Consider the following 18,918-nt stretch of genomic DNA (forward strand, 5'->3'; position numbering starts at 1 on the left):
GTCCCTACCTGCCCAGGGCCTCGATCCTGCCCAGGAGTTCGCTCCCGCGCTCGTGGAGCATGAGGGCGCTGCCGTGGCGGGCGAGGGAATCGGACCCATGGTTGGCGACGAAGCCCATAAAGGTGGGGTCGACCGCCAGGTGGGTGACGAAGACTAGCAGCTCCTGGCCCTCGCCGAAGCAGCCGTCGAGGAAGTCGAGGGCGTGGTCGAGTCCCCGGGCGCAGCTCGTGGCCTCGGCCTCGAGCTCGCGTGCGTGCTCGTCGAGTCGGGACGACAGCCGCTCCGCCACGCGTTGCGCGTCCGTCTCGGGGCGCCGCTCGGACTCTATTCGGGCGAGAAGCGCCCGCAGCCCCTCGAGGAGCTCCTGGCGCCCGGCGAGCCTCAGGAGCCTTCCCTCGGGAACCCCTCCCTTGGAGCGTGCCTCCGCAAGCTCGTCCTGGGCCTTGGCCGCAAGCGCCGCCAGCCTCCCGGCTCCTCCCTGCGCGGCGGGCGTACCGGCGTCCCCCTCGCGCAGGCCGAGCTCCGATCTCACGTCGGAAAGGGCGAGCTCCCGGGCATCGACCGCGTGTGCCTGGGACACCAGCGCGTCCAGGAGGAGGTTCACCAGCGCGACGCGCTCGTCGAAGGGCGCCCTGGCCGCCCTACCGCAGATGTCCTCGCCCGCGCTTCCGGAAAGTATGTCCGCGACCTTGTAGTCGTCCTGGTACTTCTCGAAGAGCCTGAGGTAGAGCGAGAAGTCCTCGCTGACCTGCTTGTCCTGGAGGTACTGGGAGACGAGCTCCTGGCCCGTCTCGATTCCCTCGTGGGCGTAGGCGAGGAGCATGCGCGAGAGGTCCTCCCAGCCCCGTGCCGTGACCATGCGCGTCCCGTTCACGCTTGCGCGCACCTTGTAGAAGTTCGCGGGCTTGCTGGAGAGGTAGGTGGTGATGGCCGGGTGCACCCCATGGGTGACGGCGTAGTCCATCCACACCTCGAAGTCGGGCTCCACGTCGATGCGCTTGAGGCGGTCCATCATCGCGGGGTCGAACTCCCGCGCCGCCCGGTTGTACTCCGGTGGGTTGCCGGCGCAGACTATGGCCCAGCCCTCGGGCAGGCGATGCTGGCCGAAGGTCTTGTATTGGAGGAACTGCAGCATGGCGGGCATGAGCGTCTCGCTCGCGCAGTTGACCTCGTCCAGGAAGAGGATGCCCTCGTTGACGCCCGTGGCCTCGATGCTGTCGTATGCCGCCGCGACGATCTCGCTCATGGTGTAGCGGCTCACGCGGTAGGTCCTGCCCCCAAACTCCGCCTCGGCGATGTAGGGGAGCCCTAGGGCGCTCTGTCGCGTGTGGTGCGTGATGGAGTACGAGACGAAGTTGACGCCCAGCCTGTCGGCGACCTGGGCCACCACGGCGGTCTTGCCCACGCCGGGAGGGCCCATCACTATGATGGGCCGTTGCATCTGGGGTGGCACGAGATAGAGCCCGTGCTCGTCCTTTGCCAGGTAGGCCCTGACGGCACCCTCGATCTGTTCGGTCGCCGATCGTATGTTCACGTTTCTTCCTTCCTCGGAGCGCGTCTGGCTCCCTGTTGCGCGCTTGCCCGCCTGGTCGTGCTGGCGCTCGCTAGTAGACGGAGAGCGACTCGAACTCCCCGGGATGGAGCGTGATCTGCAACGCCCAAGGTGGCACCAGCTCGGGACGGTGGTCCTCGTCGTAGAAGACGAAGGTCGTCTTGTAGGGCGGCATCCGGTCGGGGTAGATGCCCCAGCCGTCGGTGAAGTAGATGAGGCCCTGCAGGTCGTCGAACTCCCCGTTGGCGAGGAGGTCGTTCACGTAGCGGAAGGCGGGGCGGAAGTCGGTGCCGCCGAAGCCCCTGAGCTTGATGTCGCGCCTCCAGCGGTCGAGGTCCGCGACGGAGGATATCCGCACGTCGCTCTGCACGCGCAGGTCCGCCTGGATGATGTGGATGTTGGTGCGGGCGGCCCAGCTTGACTCGCTGCTGAGGACGTCGAAGCTGGCATCGACGAACTGCTGCACCACCTCGCGCGTGACCGAGCTCGAGGTGTCTATGACCAGGGCGAAGTCGCGGATGCGCCGCTCGTCCCTGAACTCGAGTGGCTCGACGAGGGGCGTGTCTCCATAGAGTTCGAGTCCGTAGGTGTAGAAGACGTAGTCGAACTCGTCCTGCGAGAGGCGCATCTCCTCGTTCTGGACGGCGAACTGCCGCAGGAACTCGCGGTAGTCCACCCGTTCGTGGGAGGAGACCTCGAGCTCGCCGACGAGCCCTCCCACGCGCTGGCCGCTCTGCCTCGAGAGCGTCTGCAGGTCGACGCGGATCGACTTGGCCGCCTCCCTCCATTCCTCCTCCCGCCGTGCGCTCTCCGCGGCAGGGTCGCGGGCCGGTGCCTGCTGGGGGCGCGGGGAGCCGTGGGCAGGACCCTCGGCCTCGGAGGGCCCCTCTCCCTTGACGTCCCCCTCGTCCTCGTCCCAGATGTCGTCGCGGTAGTCGCCCCCGCTTCCGTGCCCGTCCGAGCCTGCGGAGCCCTGGTCCTGGCCCTGCGAGCTCCTGCGGCGTTGGGAATCCGCCTGGCCGTCGGAGGGGCCGTCCTGCGCGTCCGCCCCGTCGCCCTCGTCGGTGGGCTGGTCTGCCGCACGGGGGTGCCAGGGCGCGTGGTCGTCCACGCGGAAGAGCTCCTCCCAGACCTCGCGCATGTTGTCCCAGCAGCCCCTGCGCAGGCGCCCATAGAGCCTCTCGGTCGTGACGCGCCCTTCGAAGGCGTCGCGGAGCTGTTCCATCACCGCGGCGATCTTCTTCCCGCGCTCTCCCTCGCGCGGGCCCACCAGCTCGGTGGAGAGGCCCTCGGCCACGATGTTGGCGGCGAGGTCCCATGACCTTGCGTCCACGCTGGCGTCTACGAAGGGATGCAGGAGCAGGCAGTGCACGAAGAGGTGGGCGATCTCGTGGACGGGGGGCTCGTGCGTGGCGCGGAACTCGTCGAGGATGCGGGTGGGGTCGTACCAGAGCGTCCCGCCATCGGTCGAGAGGGACGTGCCCCCCAGCTCCCGGGGCGCCAGCTCGAGCAGGCCCATGCTGGAGGCGAGGAAGGGGTTCTGGGCGAGGAGGGCGTCTCGGGCGAGCGAGACCACCTCCAGCGCGAGGGCGTCCCTCTCGCCTTGGGCCCCATCGTCTTCCCCTGCGTCAGGGAGAGGCCCGGAAGGAGTCGAGACGATGTGGCTGGGCTGGGACGACGCAAGGCCCTTGACCCTTCGCGAGGGGTTTAGTCCCACGTCGTCCCCAAGGGCTTGCCTGGCGGCCGCGGGCCGCAGGGCCGCCGCGTCGCCCACCCCCTTGAGCCGTGCCAGCAGCCAGGCTACGGCCTCGGCGCGGCCCGCCTCGCTTGCCGCCCGGATGGCCTCCCGGAGGTTTCGCTCGGTCATGGTGCGCGGCCAGGATTCGAGCAGCCCGAGCTCGTCCAGGAACGAGTTCCTGGCGCAGCAGACCAGGACGGCACGGTTCTGCTCCTCGCTGCCCGCGCTGAGCAGGGGCACCATCGAGCGCAGCAGCTCGCCGTCCTCGCGGAGCCACCCGAGGGCGACCAGCCTTCCCAGGAAGACCTGGGGTTCCGTTTTGCAGACGAAGGCGACGATGGCCGGGTCCGCCCGGGGGACTATGAGGTTTCCCAGGACGTGCTCGATGTTGGAGTCCCCCATGCCGCGCTCGCGATGGAGCTCGAGGAGCCTTCGCGCAAGCCCCAGGCAGGTTCCGGCCACATCCTCGTCGCGCCGGTCGGCATGGCGCAGGGCCTTCCAGGCCTTGACGGCGCTGGCGCGCAGCAGGTCGTCGAACACCGTGGCGTCAAAGAGCCCCTCCTCGGCCAGGCGTGCGACGAGCCCGCAGCTGGCGGCGAGGTCGACCTCTGGCGCATAGGGCGGCCCGGCGAGCTGCTCCCTGCCCGTGAAGGGCTCGAAGACCTCGGTCGAGACCGTGGGGTCCATGTTGTTCACGAAGAGGGTAGGACTCTCTCGCACGAGGTCGAAGCGGGTGAACACCCCCTCGTGGGGGAGGAGGGAGCGAATCGCGCGCGGGTGCCGGACGCCTCCCAGGAGGTCCACGCCCCGGGAGAGGAGCAGGCGAGCCACGTCCTCGCGGGCGCAGCGCAGGGCCAGCGCGAGCGCCCAGCCGCTGTAGGCGAAGTCTCCCGAGAAGGCCTGCCAAACTGCCTCCACCACGGAGGCGTCCGCCATGCAGCAGGCGCGCTCCAGGAGGTCCACCGCCTCTTGGGCGGAGAGCTCGCGCCGCACGTCGGCGAGGGCACGGCATGCCGTCGCCGCACGGGAGGAGTGACCGCTCCGGATGAGCTTGCGCGCCTGCTCGAGCATGTCTCGTGCGTTGCGTTCCGCGCTCGTCTGGGCCATGTCCCTCCCTTTTTTGGCTTACTATCTCACACGAGACTCGCCCCGCGTCCGCGCGGTTGGCCGACGCTGGGAGAATTCGCATGATACGGCTTGTTCTTTGCGACATGGACGGCACCTTGCTGCCCTTTGGGCATCAGGAGGTCTCCGCGCGGACGATTGCGGCAATCGAGGCGCTGCGACGGGCGGGAATCGGCTTCGGCCCGGCAAGCGGGCGCGAGCTCGAGGACGTGATGGGCTTCTTCGGCAAGGGAAGCGTCACCATAGAGAACGGCATCCTCGCCAATGGCAAGTACGTCTTGGCGGGTGGCGAGGTGGTGTACAGGCGGGAGCTCGACCGCCATGCGCTCCAGAAGGTCGTCGACTACGCCGCGAGCCAGCGTGACTGCGGCCTGGTGACCCATGGGCCGGCCCGTTCCGACGGGAGCGCGGAGCGCCTGCTCCTGGGGGCGAGCGCCGAGGAGGCGGCGGGGATGCGCACCAGCGAGGGCGGGCGCGTGGACGTCACCCTTGCCCCCGAGCTGCCCGACTGCCCCATCCTCACGGTGGGCTTCCTCTGCAGCGGCTCCACCACGAGGTTTGCAGAGGTCCGCCAGGAGCTTGCCGTCGCGGCGCCGGAGCTCGACTTCGTCTCTCCCGCCCCCGGTTTCCTGGACGTCATGCCCCGCGGCTGGAACAAGGGCACGGCACTTGACCTCCTCCTCGAGGCCCTTGGGCTCGCGACGGACGAGGTGGCGTTCTTCGGGGACTCCGAGAACGACCTCGCCCTCATGCGTCGCCTTCCCAACTCGGTCTGCGTGGAGAACGGCAGCGACGAGGCGAAGCGAACGGCGAGCTTCCACATCGCCCGCGACCTCGACGACGCTCCGGCACGGGTCATGGAGGCCATCGCGCGGAGCGGAGGAGACCTGGCCATTCCCGACGAGGTCTCGAGGGACTAGGTGGCTCGCCCTCCCGTGGCGTTTGCAAAAGGCCCCTCTCCAAACAGGGCAGGCAGGAGGGCATGGCGCAACTTCCTTGTCGCCTGCGGCCTTGCCGTCGCCCTGGGCGTCCTGGCCACCGCCCCCTATGGGGTGCCCGGGGCGCAACCCATGGCCGCGAGGTCCCAGACGTCCCCCTCGGAGGACGGCGATCCGGGGACTTCCATCGATGCCGCGTCGACGGAGCCGGGCGCTCTCGCCTACACCAGCTGGTCGGAGCAGGAGAGCCCCAACTACGTTCGCCTGGTCGGCACGGCCGAGGTCGCAGAGCCGCTCGAGCCGGGGAAGGTCGTCTACGAAGGACTGGACGCGCTGGGGAGGACGGGTCGCGTGCGTGCGTGCATCACGCGTCAGATGATGGACGAGGGTCGTGCCAGGGCGCGTTCGCGCTCCCTCCCAGACCCATCCGGGTGGCCCTCCCACAACGAGGAGGCATCCATCGAGCTCCCTGACGGGCGCATCTACCACGGCTGGTTCTGGAACCGCAGCCACCTGCTCGCCAAGTCCCTGGGCGGGAGCGACGAGCTGCAGAACCTGGTCTGCGGGACGAGGATGCAGAACGTCGGCGCCAACGACGGGCAGGGCGGAATGGACATGTTCGAGTCGGCCATCCGCAGCTGGCTGGAGGTGTATCCCGACGTGAGCGTCCAGTACGTGGCAACGCCCCTCTACGAGGGGGACGAGCCCATCTGCCGCTCGGTCATGGTGGACGTCCTCTCGTCTGACGGGCAGATCGACGAGCGTCTCGAGGTGTACAACGCCGCGAAGGGCTACCGGATCGACTACCACACGGGCGAGTTTGCCAGCGTCTCCTAGCTGGCGTACCCCGCTTGCCGCTCCCTTCTGCCCCGTGCATATCTTGTCCTGGAAGGCATCCGGAAACCTATCCTTGGACTCACGATCACACATTCCAGGTTCACTTCCTTGCAAGGGGGAGCTCATGCTGCGCAGGCTTTGGAAGGGCTGGGCGTTCGGCTTTGCGGGGAGCGTCTTTCGCTGGGCTTGTACGGGAGCCTGTCTCCTCCTCTCATTTTGCTTCCTTCCCAGTCTTTCCTCGCTGCTCTTCGTTTTGGCGGCGTTCTTCCTTGCTCCGGTGAAGCAGCTATCGAACCGGCTGCCTCACCTTCGTCGAGGAGACTTCGACGCGCGCGCCTGGGCACGTAGGGCGGGACGCTACTGGCTGCCGGCAGCCCTCGCCCTCTTCCTTACGGCCTGCTACTCCGCAGGGGCGAGCACTGTCCAAAACAGCGGGGAGGCTCCCTCGACGGAGGGGCGGACGGACGAAATGCAGGCAAGGCTGGATGCGGTGAATCTCACCCCTACGACTGGGGTGCTCGAGTACTCCGACCTTCCCGTTGATCCCCTGACTCTCGTGAGATGCTCCGACGAGGGCGCGGAGGTCTCCGCCTCTGGCGGTATCGACCTTAGGAGGCTCGGGCGACAGGAGCTGAGCTATGTCATCCACCTGGGCGACAAGACGAAGGAGCAGAACGTCGCCTTCGAGGTGCGTGACACCCGCGCTCCCAACATCACTCTCGCACAGGACGTGCTGGGGATTGTGCAGGGGGATGGCCTCGACGTGGCCTCCAACGTGAGTGTCACGGCAGATCCGGTGGATGGGGCTCTGCCACGCGTGGAGGAGGAGCCAGTCCCCAAGGGAAGCCAGGATGGGAAGAACTTCTACGAAGTGGGCTGGTACCTCATCGACGGGTCGGTTGACACCAACGTTCCGGGCAGCTACGAGCTCGTGGTCAGAGCTTGCGATGCAAGCGGAAACAGCGCCAAGAAGTCCTTCAGAGTCGAGGTGTCCTCCAAGCCAGAGGAGAAGTCCCCCGATGCCTCCACGGCCCAACAGGAGGCCTCATCAGCCCAGGAACCGACTTCGGTAGTCCCCGCGTCAGAGCCCCAGACCCAGACATACGTGCTCAACACCCATACCCACAAGTTTCATCGCGAGGGATGCCGCGACATTAGCCGAATGAAGGACAAGAACAAGAAAGTCGTGGAGTCGACGCGCGAGGAGCTCATCGTCCAGGGGTATAGCCCCTGCGGCCACTGCAACCCCTAGCGGAATCTCCCGCCTAGTCGTCAGCACATGGCTGCGTCTGAGAATGACCTGCCCTCTTCCCTTGTGGGGAGTTGCCACGTGCGCATTCTATTTTTAGAATGCGCACCCCCATATGCCGACCTGGCATTTTGAGACGAAGCGCGCATTCTAAAAATAGAATGCGCGCTTCGCTGGCAATCCGTGCGAGGCGCTCGAAGCGGGCGCCCCAGGGCAGCCGGGAATTGGCCAGTGGCTCGCGGCCCATAGCCCATGGCCCGTGGCCCGCGGGTTCGGCCGTCGCCGGCGCTACCTGCGCTCGGGCACGCGGGTCATCAGGACGAAGCCGATGACGAAGAGCACGACGATGGACAGCACGCCCAGAGACCCGCTTCCCGTGACCGCCGTCATGGTGCCCACGATGAAGGTTCCCAGGATGGCGGCGTACTTGCCGAAGATGTCGAAGAAGCCGAAGTACTCGTTGGCGTGGTCCTTGGGGCAGAGCTTTCCGAACTCGGAGCGCGAGAGCGCCTGAAGCCCGCCCTGGAAGAGTCCCACCATGATGGCGAGGAACCAGAATTCGGCGGCGCTGCGGAGGAAGAAGGCGGCAAAGAGCGTGATGAAGGTGTAGCCCGCGATGCCCACCAGGATCATCTTGCGGGTGCCCACCCGGCTGCCCAGCTTGCCGTAGGCGATGGCCGAGGGGAAGGCCACGAACTGCGTCACCAGCAGGGCGAGCACGAGCTGGGTGCCGTCGATCCCGAGGTCGGACCCATAGCTCGTGGAGAGCTTGATGATGGTGTGCACGCCGTCGATGTAGAAGAAGTACGCCAGCATGTAGGTGCGCAGGGCCTCGTCTCCGCCGATGCAGCGCAGGGTCGAGCCGATGCCCCGCACTGCCTTGGAGAGGGCGTGGCTCTCGAGCGGCTTGTAGTGGGTCTGCTCCACGTCGCGCAGCATCGGGATCGTGAAGGCGAGCCACCAGGCCGCGGTGACGGCGAACGAGATCTGCATGGAGGTCTGCAGCGCCAGGCCCAGCCGCTCGCGCAGGAGCACGACGGCGAGGCAGACCACGAAGGGCACGCAGCTGCCGATGTATCCCCAGGCGTAGCCCTGGCTCGAAACCTCGTCCATGTGCTCGTCGGTGGTCGCATCGACCAGGAGCGCGTCGTAGAACACGATCGACGAGTTGAGCATCACCGACGAGATGACGTACACGACCAGGAAGGCCATCGCGTTGGTGGGGAACCCCATTCCCACGGTGGCGACGACGCCCGTGAGCACCGTGCCCAGGACGAACTTCTTCTTCATGCCCTGCATGTCGGCTATGGAGCCGAGGATGGGCATGAGCAGGGCTATGACCAGGGAGGCGACGGTCTCCCCGTAGCTCCAGGCCACGAGCGCGGGCCCATCGGCCAGCGACTTGAAGTAGATGGGGATGACGCTCGTCGCGAGCAGCACGAGGGCCGAGTTGCCAACGTCGTACATGATCCAGCTCTTCTCGGCCTTCGTGAACCTGGTGCGTGCCATCTCTGCTCCCTCCCAGCAGGGCCCATCGCGCATTTCTTGCATATTGTATGTGCGCCCTCGTACGCGATCCCCGCCGCTCAGGCCCAACGGCCCCTCACCAGGGCTCTGCGGCGGGGCCGGGGCACCCGGTGGGCACGGGTCCAAGTGCCCCTTGCATCGCAAGGTGATAAACCGCACCATGGGTGGGACGACGGAAGGAAGGAGCCACCGTGCCCGCGATTCTCACCCACGACTTCTTTGGCAGGGACGCCTACGCCGACGTCTTCTCCCGCCTGGGCCTGCTCTCCGTCGAGGAGCACGATGCCTTCTTCCTGGGCAACCAGGGCCCGGACCCCCTCTTCTACCTGGTGGCCGACCCCCGCGTCTCCAAGGGCAACCGCGTGGGTGGCCTCATGCACCACGCCCGCCCTGCCAAGCTCCTGCTCTCGCTCCATGACGCGCTCTCGATGCTCACGCGCGAGGAGCGCCCCGTGGGTGAGGCCTACGCCGCTGGCTTTCTCTGCCACTACACGCTCGACCGGGCCATGCACCCCCTCGTGTTCTTTAACGAGTACGCCATCTGCGACGCCGGCGTGGACGGGCTCGACCGCTCCGACGGGGGAGAGGTGCACGCAGAGATCGAGCGCGACCTGGACGAGATGGTGCTCTATACCAAGACGGGCAAGACGGTCGCGGACTACAGGCCCTACGAGGAGGTGCTGCACGCCAGCGACCAGACCCTCGCCATCATCGACAAGCTGTACTTCTACATGGGCCTCTGGACCTACAGCCGCACCCTGGACCTCGACTGCTACACGCGCGCCGTCAAGGCATTCAGGCTCATGCAGCGCCTCTTCTACACCCCCCGCCAGGGCAAGGCCCGCGTCCTTGCGCCATTGGAGCGCCTCGTCGGCCACAAGCGCTACTCGCTCTATGGCGCCATGGCGCATCGCGTGCGGGCCGAGAGGACCTCGGCCTTCGACAATCACGACCACCATGTCTGGAGCCATCCCTTCGTGGAGGGCGTCTCGAGCACCGACAGCTTCTGGGACATATACGAGGACGCCCTGGAGGAGGTCTTCGACAACGTCACGACGTTCTTCTCGCCCTCGTTCGACTACGCGGCGAGCCTGCGCCTCTCCCGCGACCTCAACTTTTCGGGCATGCCGGTTGACCCGGACGACCCTGATGCCGGCGAGTAGGGAAGGCGGCGCTCCCGCAGCATGACCAGCCTTGCCACGCGCCATGTGATGCAGGCCAACAAGAGCGAGGACACCAAGCCCGAGCTCAGGGTGAGGGAGGCCCTGCGCGCCGCGGGCTACCCCGGCTATCGCCTGCACTGGAAGAAGGCGGCCGGGAGGCCCGACATCTGCTATCCCGGCCGCAAGGTGGCGATCTTCGTGAACGGCTGCTTCTGGCATCGCTGCCCCCATTGCGACCTGCGCATGCCCAAGTCCAACGTCGAGTTCTGGGAGGCGAAGTTCAACCGCAACAGGGCTCGTGACGAGCGTGACCAGGTCCTGCTCATGGAGGACGGCTGGACGGTGGTCGTGGTCTGGGAATGCCACCTCAAGGGCGAGCGCTTCGAGCCCACGATGCGCGATGTGGTGACGCAGGTCGAGCGGGCGGGCGGTGCCGGAACGCACGCGGGGCGCATCGTGGAGGCCGGGTCCCTGCCGGGCTGGAGGCTCAGGACCATAAGGTCGGGCAGGCACGCGTCGGGGCACTACCGCTAGACTGTGAGACATTGCCAGGCAGCGCCGTAGCCAGAGGGGCGACGCACTGCCACCTGAGGAGGGACGCTCGTGTCAACCTACGTGTTCTCGGACGTGCATGGGCACCTTGCCCCCCTCGACCGCCTGCTGGAGCGCATCGCCCCCGGCGAGGGTGACAGCCTCTTCATGCTAGGCGACATGATCGACCGCGGGCCCGATCCCGTGGGGGTCATGCGCTGCTGTCGCGACCTCCCCGGCTGCACCGTCCTCATGGGCAACCACGAGGACCTCCTCCTCTCGTGCCTCGAGCAGCCCGACGACCCCATCCGCCAGTACAACTGGCAGACCAACGGCGCGGCGAGCACCCAGGCGGGCCTCGACGGGCTCGACGAGGCGTCGCGCACCGAGCTCCTCGGCTGGGTGGAGCAGCTTCCCGTCTGCGCCATCACCCAGGTGGGCGAGAGGCCCTACATCCTGGTGCACGCGGGCATCCGCGCCGACGGGCTCTCTCCCCGCGAGTCCTGGGACGCCCAGGCGCTGCTCGACCTCCTGGACCGGCAGCTCGTGGACGACCTCCTCTGGATCCGCGAGGACTTCTGGGGGCGGTCCACGAACCTCCTCGACGAGGCGGGGCGCGGTCCCATCGTGATCGCGGGCCACACGCCGACGGCGTACCTGGACGGCATGGCGGACCTGCCCGAGCGGCCCTCGAGGGCGGATGACGGGCTCTGCCAGATGGTCAGAGTCGGGGCCTGCGAGGCCACGGGCGGCGTCTCGGACCGCTGGGACATCGACTGCGGCGCCGCGGGCGGCGCGGGCTTCGGGAAGGTCTGCATGCTGCGTCTGGATGATGGCATGGAGTTCTACGAGCCCGTCCGCGAGGGAGAGTAGCGTGCCCTCCGGCCGTGACGCCGGGAGGGGCGCGACCCGGCCGCTGAGGCACGTCGAGTCCCCGCTTCCCGCCGTCTTCGACGCGGACTCCAGGGTGCTCGTCCTGGGGAGCCTCCCCAGCCCGCTCTCGCGCGAGAGGGGCTACCACTACGGGAACCCCCAGAACCGCTTCTGGCGCGTGCTCTCCGCCCTCTGGGATGAGGAGCCTCCCAACAGCGTCGAGGGTCGCCGGGACCTCCTGCGCCGCCATCGTCTTGCCCTGCATGACGTGCTGGCGAGCTGCGACATCGCGGGGGCATCAGACTCGTCCATCGCGAATCCCGTCCCCAACGACCTCGGGCCCATCCTCAGGGCAGCCCCCATCTGCCGCGTGTTCTGCACGGGCTCGACTGCGGCGCGGCTCTACCGCCGTCACGTCGAGCCCGTCCTGGGCGTGCCCTGCGTGGCGCTGCCCTCGACGAGCCCCGCCAACGCCCGGTGGCGCCTCGACGACCTGGTCCGGGCCTACGCCGTGGTGCGCGAGGCCGCGGAGGGGAGCGACCCGCCCTGCCTGTCCCGGGACGCGGTGGGCGGGTAGCGGCCCCGCTACTGGCTTTTTTGCGCCAACCTTGCCTGACGTCGGCACGCTCTGAGAGAATGTCAGTGCCCAACGGCGATGACCGCAGCTCAAATGAGAGAGACGTCGATGAGGCTTCGTGACATGGACATGACGCCCGGATCGCAGCGGACGCTTGCCTCGGCGAGCGCGCGCGAGCTCCTGCATGGCGCCCTGAGGACGAGCGACGAGGGAGAGGGCTGGGTGCGGCCCTGGCGCTTCTCGCCCATCCAGATGCGCGCCCTGGGGAGCTGCCAGGCCTGGCACCCCGGCCTGTACCGCCAGATGGCCCGCACGACCGCCGGCGTGACGCTCGAGTTCACGACGGACTCGTCAGAGGTCGCCCTCGAACTCCTGCTCGACGACGAGCCCCGGGGCACCCGTGCGGTGCTCGATTACGTGGACCCTGAGGGGGAGGCGTTCCCTCACGACGGCGTTTCCTGCGAGGTGGACGGCAGGCACCTGGGCCTGCGACAGCCCTCCGGCGACGACGACTGCGTGGTCTTCTCGCTCGACGACCCCGACGCCGCCCCGGCCGATGGCGTCATGCAGCTCCCCGGCATGGGAGACACGCACCACGTGCGCATCTGGCTTCCCTGCCTGCGCGGATGCCGGCTTCGCGACGTCGTGGGCAACGGGAGCTTCGTGAGGGGGGTCGCCGCCCGTCGGGAGCTCCTCGTCCTGGGGGACTCAATCGCCCAGGGGTTCGTCTCGGACGACCCCTTCCAGGCCTGGCCCGCCCTCCTGGCGTCCCGCCTGGACCTGGACCTCGTGAACCAGGGCATAGGTGGGCAGGTGTTCCAGCCGGGGACGCTCCTGGGGCTCGCCCAGGCGGTCGACCCCGCCTGCATCGTCGTGGAGCTGGGGGCAAACTATCGCTACGAGCCCTGCCGCGAGCGCCTGGTGACGCGCGACGTCAGGGGCTACCTGCTCGAGCTCTCGCGCCTCTGGTCCAGGGTCCCCATCTGGGTCATGTCGCCCCTCTGGCACGACGAGGAGGCCTACCCCTCCCACTCCATGAGCTGCTGGCGGAGCGTGCCCCTCTTCCTGGCGGCCCACTGCGCCCCGCACGACCAGATGACCCTCCTGGACGGGGGGCGGCTGCTGGACCACAGGGCCTCGCTCATGGCGGACGGCTTCGAGCATCCCAACGCAGAGGGCTCGCGCCAGCTCGCACGCAGGCTCTGGGTTCGCATGATGATGCGGCGAGGCGACGTGGAGGAGCGCCGCACGCGGGCGCAAACCCTGCTCGAGGGCGCGCCGCGGCGCTGCTTCCCCCTGCAGGAGGAGCTGAGGAGGGGCATCGGAGAGGTGCTGTTCGCGGAGGAGGGCTGCGTGGCCCTCTCGCTGGTGCCCGGCCAGGTCACCATCTGGGGCCGCGACCGGGAGCTCGCGCACGACGTCCTGCTCATGCTGGACGACGTCGAGCTCGTGTACTGCCTCGAGCCGGCGCTCGTTCGCGACGTGTGCCTCACCCTGGGGCTCGAGTCCGTGAGCCCCGTGAGCATCTGCGTGTGTCAGGGGCGGCCCAAGCCAGCGGCGAAGGGGCACCGTCCCTCTCGTCCGCGCGAGGTCCGTCCCCTTGACGCCTCCTTCGCGAGTGTCGTGAGGGAGCGCTACTCCCACCCGGAGTACCTGCGCCAAGGGGAGCTCGAGGGGCTGCTCAAGCAGGGACTCCTGCTGGGGGGCTTCGAGGGCGGCGAGCTGGTGGGGTTCGTGGGCGAGCACCCCGGTGGCTCCATGGGCATGTTGGAGGTCTTCCCCGAGCACAGGGGCAGGGGCTGGGGAGAGGCGCTCGAGCGCGCCAAGATCGAGGACCAGCTGGCGCGTGGCCTCAGGCCCTGGTGCGAGGTGTGGCCGGAGAACAGGGACTCCCTCAGGCTGCAGCGACGCCTTGGTCTCAAGGTCCAGGCTGCCAACGAGAGCTGCTACATATCCCGCGCTCCCGAGGCGGGGGAGGTGGTCGCGCCTGAGGGGGCCGGCGACGGCTGGGCCCACGGTGCGGGCGAGGAGCCCGCGCAAGGTGGAGATACCGCGCAGACGGACGAGCCACCGGCATGTGCGGGGGACGGCCCCAGGCACTAGGTCCCAGGCTGCTCCTATACTGGGCGTCAGAGGACAGCTATCACATGGCTGACGTCGCCCAGGTGCAGCGCGGAGGCTCGCGTCCCTGACGGTCGAGGCCATGCCGGGAGGGACCATGCAGACCAACAGGCTGGCGCCGCTGCTCACGGGGCGCCTTTCCGACGAGGCGGCCGCGCGCGTGCGCGAGCAGCGCGCGTCGGGCACGCTCTCGCACTACGCGACCTCGGACCTCGCGGCGATCCGCCGCGACGACGAGCGCGACCAGGACAGCGCCCTGCGCCCCGCCTTCGTGCGCGACACGGAGAAGATCCTCCACATCCCCGCCTACAACCGGCTCAACGGAAAGACCCAGGTCTTCTCGTTCAGGCCCAACGACGACCTCTGCCGCCGCGGCCTCCACGAGCAGCTCGTGGGCAGGGTCGCGCGGGACATCGGCCGCGCCCTGGGGCTCAACCTGGACCTCATCGAGGCCATAGCCCTGGGCCACGACCTGGGGCACACGCCCTTCGGCCACGTGGGCGAGAAGTGCCTCAACGACGTCTTCCACGAGCGCACGGGGCGCTGGTTCTTCCACAACGTGCAGAGCGTGCGCGTGCTCGACCGCCTCTACGGGCGCAACCTCTCGCTCCAGACCCTCGACGGCGTGATCTGCCACAACGGCGAGTTCGAGCAGCAGCGGCTCGAGACCAGCGGGCTCACCAACTTCGACACCTTCGACCGCGTGGTGGCGGGCTGCTGGGAGACGGGCGAGTATGCCATCGGGCGCCTGCGCCCCATGACCCTCGAGGGCTGCGTCGTCCGCGTGTCGGACATCATCGCCTACGTGGGCAAGGACCGGCAGGACGCCATCCGCGCCGGCATCTGCGACGAGGACAGCTTCGACGACGGCCTGGGAGGCGCCTACAACGCGTGGGCGCTCTCGGCCTTCGTGGCCGACGTGGTCGAGAACAGCCTGGGCAAGGACCGCATCGCCCTGAGCGTGGAGGGGTTCGCCGAGCTCAGGCGCGCGAAGCGCGAGAACTACCAGAAGATCTACCGCTCGGCGGAGGTCAACGGCGACTTCTCGCGCGAGGTGGGGGAGTACTTCCACCGCCTCTACGAGCACGAGCTGGATGCCCTGGCCGAGGGTGACGAGGGCAGCGCCGTGTTCCAGCACCACGTGCTCCCGCTCCAGCGGCACCTGGGCCACTACGGGCGCGAGTACGACTGGGAGACGGACCCCGACCAGACCGTCTGCGACTTCATCAGCGCCATGACCGACGACTACTTCGTGGCGATCTGCCAGGAGACCTTCCCCGAGGCTAGGTCGCTCTTCCCCAGGCGGCGCTACTTCGACGGCGTGCGGGCGTAGAGGGCCACATGGACACCCTCTTCTCAAGCGTCGAGCGCTACAAGCGCAAAGCCAACGCCCCTCTCGCCGTGCGAATGCGGCCCCAGACCCTCGACGAGTTCGTGGGCCAGGAGCAGGCCGTGGGGGAGGGGTCGTGGCTGAGGCGGGCCATAGAGCACGACACGCTCTCGTCCGTCCTCCTCTACGGGCCCGCCGGCACGGGCAAGACCACGCTCGCGTGGATCATCGCCAATGGCACCCATGCCGAGTTCGTCGAGGTCTCGGCCGTGACGGGCACGGTGAAGGACCTCCGTCGCGAGGTGGACGCGGCGGAGAGCCGCCTACTCGTCCAGGGAAGGCGCACCATCCTCTTCGTGGACGAGATCCACCGCTTCAACCGCTCGCAGCAGGATGCGCTGCTGCACGCCGTGGAGGACCGCGTGGTCGTCCTCGTGGGTGCCACGACCGAGAACCCCTACTTCGAGGTCAACTCAGCGCTCATCAGCCGCTCGCGGGTGGTCGAGCTCCAGCCCCTCGACGACGACTCCCTGCGTACGCTGGTTCTGCGGGCGGTGGCGGACCCCCAGGGCCTGGCCGGGGCCTTCACCATCGAGGACGAGGCCCTGCGTGACGTCGTGACCCTGGCTGGCGGGGACGGTCGGGCCGCCCTCACCTCCCTCGAACTCGCGAGCCAGATGGCGCTCCCCACGGGCGACCCCGCCGAGGCGGACCCGGCCCATCCCCTCGCCATCACCTCCGAGCACGTGCGCGAGGCGAACCCCCGCCGCGGCCTCAGCTACGACAAGTCCGGCGACATGCACTACGACGTCATCTCCGCCTTCATCAAGTCGATGCGCGGGAGCGACCCCGACGCGGCCCTCTACTGGCTCGCCCGCATGATCGACGCGGGCGAGGACCCCAAGTTCATCGCGCGCCGCATCTTCATCCTCGCCTCCGAGGACATAGGCAACGCCGATCCCCAGGCCCTCCTCGTGGCCGAGGCCGCCTTCAGGGCGACCGAGGTCATCGGATACCCGGAGTGCCGCATCAACCTGGCGCAGGCGGCCACCTACATGGCGCTCGCCCCGAAGTCCAACGCCGCCGAGGCGGGCGTCGACGCCGCCCTGCGCGAGGTGCGCGAGGGGCCACGCCGGGAGGTGCCCAGCCACCTGCGCGACCGCCATCGCCCGGGTTCCGAGGGCTATGCCGCCTACCTGTACCCCCACGACTTCCCGGCGGGTTGGGTGCCCCAGCAGTACCTTCCCGACGGGCTCTCGCGGGGAGACTTCTACCATCCGGGGCCGAGGGGCTGGGAGGCCTGGCGCGTGGAGGCCTCGGGAAGGGACCGTCTTGACGCGCAGGACGGCCGTCCTGGCCAGGACGGCACGAACGGCTAGAATTGGACCCGACCACGTGGCCGCGCCGTGCGTTGCGGCCCACGCACTAGGGAAGGGCAGGTCATGGACCTCACACCTCTTGGCATCTTGATCCTGGTACTCGTGGCCGCGGCGATATGGGCGGTCGTCGAGCTGGCGTTCACCCTCAGGAAGGCCCGCTCCTCCGTCGAGGAGGTGACGAGGTCTGCGAACGAGACGATCGAGCAGGTGCAGCCCATCATCTCGAAGCTGGACGGGGTCATGGACGAGCTGCAGCCCGCGCTGAAGCAGGCCGACCCCATCGCGGCGAAGCTCGACGTCGCCGTGACGCAGGCAAACGTCAGCCTCGAGCGCGTGAACGGCATCCTGGGCGACGTCTCCACCGTGTCCGGCACCGCCGTCGGCGTGACCGACGCCGTGACCAAGGTCGCCAACAACGCGGCGAACTCGGTGAACGGAATCGTCTCACGCCTCGCCCACGTGCCTGGCGAGCGCGGCTCGGCCAAGCTCGCCCCCGCTGACGACGCCTCGCTTGCGGATGGACCGACTGCCACGCCGCATCGCGCCAAGGAGCCCACGGGGTACGTGACCTACGGCGGCCCCAAGGGTGACGACCCCAAGGATGGCAGCCCCAAGGCACAGGGGGCGGCGGGCGAGGGCGGCGACGCCACCACGAACGAGGGCGACGCCGAGGAGTAGCATCGGCCTCCTTCCCAGCCGAGGATCGACCACACACCACGCGGGCGTCGCCTGACAGCGCCCCTGACAAGGAGAGAAATGACCGAGAACATGGTTCGCCTGAGCGTTCCCGCCGAGGCGAAGTACGCGCGCGCCGTGCGCATGACCGCGGCGAGCCTCGCCGTCGCCTGCGACATGAGCGTGGACGACGTGGAGGACGTCCGCATGGCCGCCGAGGAGGGCTTCGTCTACTGCTGCGCGACCCGTCCCGAGTCCTGCGACATCAGCTTCCGCCTGGGCGAGCGTGCCGTGCGCATGGACTTCGTGCTGGGCGAGGGCGAGCCCGACGAGTCGGAGGGGGGCGCAGGGGAGGATGGCCTCGAGATGGTGGGCCTGCTCCTCTCGGCCATCTGCGACGAGTTCGACATCACCGAGGAGGGCGTCCTGCACCTCGCGAAGGGCACGGTCGTTGCCCATGCCTAGCCTCGACGCAACGTCCGCCTCGGCCGAGCGCCGCCGTCGTAGGAGCTCCGCGCGCCTCACCCACGGCAAGCTCGCCTGGGACAAGGGGCGCACGCGCGAGCTCTTCCGCCGCTACAAGGAGGAGGGCGACGAGGAGGCCCGCGAGCAGCTCATCGAGAGCCACCTGAACCTGGTCCGCTTCCTCGCGTCCAAGTTCAAGAACCGCGGCGAGCCGCTGGACGACCTCATCCAGGTGGGCTCCATCGGCCTCATCAAGGCCATCGACCGCTTCGACCCCGAGCGCGGCCTCGAGTTCACGACCTTCGCCACGCCCACCATCACGGGAGAGATCAAGCGCCACTTCCGCGACAAGGGCTGGTCGGTGCGCGTGCCCCGTCGCCTGCAGGAGCTCTCGGCCAAGGTCAACCAGGTGACCGACGAGCTCACGAAGGAGCTGCAGCGCAGCCCCTCGGTGGAGGAGATAGCCCGCGAGCTCGACTCCACGGTGGACGAGGTGCTCGAGGCGATGGAGTCCTCCAGCGCCTACAGCTCGGTCTCGCTCGAGGCGCCGAGCTCGGGTGGGGACGACGACAGCCCCTCGGTCCTGGACCACTACGCCAGCGAGGACGAGGAGCTCGCCTCCTCTGACGACCGCATGGTCATCGAGGACACCATCCGCGACTTCTCTCCGCGCGAGCAGGAGATCATACGCATGCGCTTCATCGACGGCCTCACCCAGGTCGAGATAGCGAAGAAGCTCGGCATCTCCCAGGTGCAGGTGTCGCGCCTCCTGAGGCGCACGCTCAAGAAGGTCCAGGAGAAGATCGACCCCGAGGGGCTCATGCGCTAGGCCGGAAGG

The 18,918-nt window shown here is 68.5% G+C and carries 16 protein-coding genes; 13 read left to right on the plus strand and 3 right to left on the minus strand.

Features of this window, described 5'->3' with window-relative positions; translation table 11 throughout:
- Nucleotides 1-4: 4 nt before the first annotated feature.
- Nucleotides 5-1,534: an ATP-binding protein gene (locus HMPREF1008_RS06435; protein ID WP_009279047.1), complete on the minus strand. Its 1,530-nt coding sequence runs from the start codon at nt 1,532-1,534 to the stop codon at nt 5-7.
- A gap of 70 nt (nt 1,535-1,604) precedes the next feature.
- Complete coding sequence (locus tag HMPREF1008_RS06440; protein WP_009279048.1) at nt 1,605-4,397, minus strand: VWA-like domain-containing protein; 2,793 nt, start codon at nt 4,395-4,397, stop codon at nt 1,605-1,607.
- A gap of 80 nt (nt 4,398-4,477) precedes the next feature.
- On the opposite strand from HMPREF1008_RS06440, the gene HMPREF1008_RS06445 reads away from it, so the two are divergent.
- From HMPREF1008_RS06445 to HMPREF1008_RS06455, 3 genes are all read left to right on the plus strand, one after another.
- Complete coding sequence (locus HMPREF1008_RS06445; protein ID WP_009279049.1) at nt 4,478-5,335, plus strand: HAD family hydrolase; 858 nt, start codon at nt 4,478-4,480, stop codon at nt 5,333-5,335.
- Nucleotides 5,336-5,350: 15 nt separating this feature from the next.
- Complete coding sequence (locus HMPREF1008_RS06450; RefSeq protein ID WP_232202845.1) at nt 5,351-6,190, plus strand: DNA/RNA non-specific endonuclease; 840 nt, start codon at nt 5,351-5,353, stop codon at nt 6,188-6,190.
- 490 nt (nt 6,191-6,680) lie between these two features.
- Nucleotides 6,681-7,442 (plus strand): DUF5011 domain-containing protein, encoded by a 762-nt coding sequence (locus HMPREF1008_RS06455; protein ID WP_232202846.1) that lies wholly within the window; start codon nt 6,681-6,683, stop codon nt 7,440-7,442.
- 285 nt (nt 7,443-7,727) lie between these two features.
- Here HMPREF1008_RS06455 and HMPREF1008_RS06460 read toward each other — a convergent pair whose 3' ends face one another.
- Nucleotides 7,728-8,948 (minus strand): MFS transporter, encoded by a 1,221-nt coding sequence (locus tag HMPREF1008_RS06460; RefSeq protein WP_009279052.1) that lies wholly within the window; start codon nt 8,946-8,948, stop codon nt 7,728-7,730.
- 209 nt (nt 8,949-9,157) lie between these two features.
- Here HMPREF1008_RS06460 and HMPREF1008_RS06465 point away from each other — a divergent pair, with 209 nt between their 5' ends.
- The 10 genes from HMPREF1008_RS06465 (at nt 9,158) to HMPREF1008_RS06510 (ending at nt 18,909) form a co-directional block, all read left to right on the plus strand.
- Entirely contained in the window at nt 9,158-10,129 is a 972-nt protein-coding gene (locus tag HMPREF1008_RS06465; RefSeq protein WP_009279053.1) for a hypothetical protein, read from the plus strand.
- A gap of 21 nt (nt 10,130-10,150) precedes the next feature.
- The gene (locus HMPREF1008_RS06470) at nt 10,151-10,663 is read left to right on the plus strand and encodes a very short patch repair endonuclease (RefSeq protein WP_009279054.1); all 513 of its coding nucleotides are present in this window, start codon (nt 10,151-10,153) and stop codon (nt 10,661-10,663) included.
- Between the two features lie 69 nt (nt 10,664-10,732).
- Nucleotides 10,733-11,533 (plus strand): metallophosphoesterase family protein, encoded by an 801-nt coding sequence (locus HMPREF1008_RS06475; protein WP_009279055.1) that lies wholly within the window; start codon nt 10,733-10,735, stop codon nt 11,531-11,533.
- A 1-nt stretch (nt 11,534) separates the two neighbouring features.
- Nucleotides 11,535-12,110 carry a DNA-deoxyinosine glycosylase gene (locus HMPREF1008_RS06480; protein ID WP_009279056.1) on the plus strand — a complete coding sequence of 192 codons (576 nt, stop codon included), beginning with the start codon at nt 11,535-11,537 and terminating at the stop codon, nt 12,108-12,110.
- A gap of 108 nt (nt 12,111-12,218) precedes the next feature.
- A complete protein-coding gene (locus tag HMPREF1008_RS11015) occupies nt 12,219-14,213 on the plus strand; it encodes a GNAT family N-acetyltransferase (RefSeq protein ID WP_156797621.1) in 1,995 nt (664 codons plus the stop codon).
- Nucleotides 14,214-14,328: 115 nt separating this feature from the next.
- Nucleotides 14,329-15,564: a deoxyguanosinetriphosphate triphosphohydrolase family protein gene (locus HMPREF1008_RS06490; protein ID WP_009279058.1), complete on the plus strand. Its 1,236-nt coding sequence runs from the start codon at nt 14,329-14,331 to the stop codon at nt 15,562-15,564.
- A gap of 8 nt (nt 15,565-15,572) precedes the next feature.
- Nucleotides 15,573-16,940: a replication-associated recombination protein A gene (locus HMPREF1008_RS06495; RefSeq protein WP_009279059.1), complete on the plus strand. Its 1,368-nt coding sequence runs from the start codon at nt 15,573-15,575 to the stop codon at nt 16,938-16,940.
- A gap of 63 nt (nt 16,941-17,003) precedes the next feature.
- A complete protein-coding gene (locus tag HMPREF1008_RS09940) occupies nt 17,004-17,618 on the plus strand; it encodes a DUF948 domain-containing protein (protein ID WP_009279060.1) in 615 nt (204 codons plus the stop codon).
- A 78-nt stretch (nt 17,619-17,696) separates the two neighbouring features.
- Nucleotides 17,697-18,080, plus strand: a complete 384-nt coding sequence (locus HMPREF1008_RS06505; protein ID WP_009279061.1) for a hypothetical protein — start codon at nt 17,697-17,699, stop codon at nt 18,078-18,080.
- The gene (locus tag HMPREF1008_RS06510) at nt 18,073-18,909 is read left to right on the plus strand and encodes a SigB/SigF/SigG family RNA polymerase sigma factor (RefSeq protein WP_009279062.1); all 837 of its coding nucleotides are present in this window, start codon (nt 18,073-18,075) and stop codon (nt 18,907-18,909) included. The genes HMPREF1008_RS06505 and HMPREF1008_RS06510 overlap by 8 nt, the downstream gene beginning before the upstream one ends.
- The last annotated feature ends 9 nt before the right edge of the window (nt 18,910-18,918 follow it).

This window comes from Olsenella sp. oral taxon 809 str. F0356 (assembly GCF_000233535.1).
Lineage (GTDB): Bacteria > Actinomycetota > Coriobacteriia > Coriobacteriales > Atopobiaceae > Olsenella_I > Olsenella_I phocaeensis.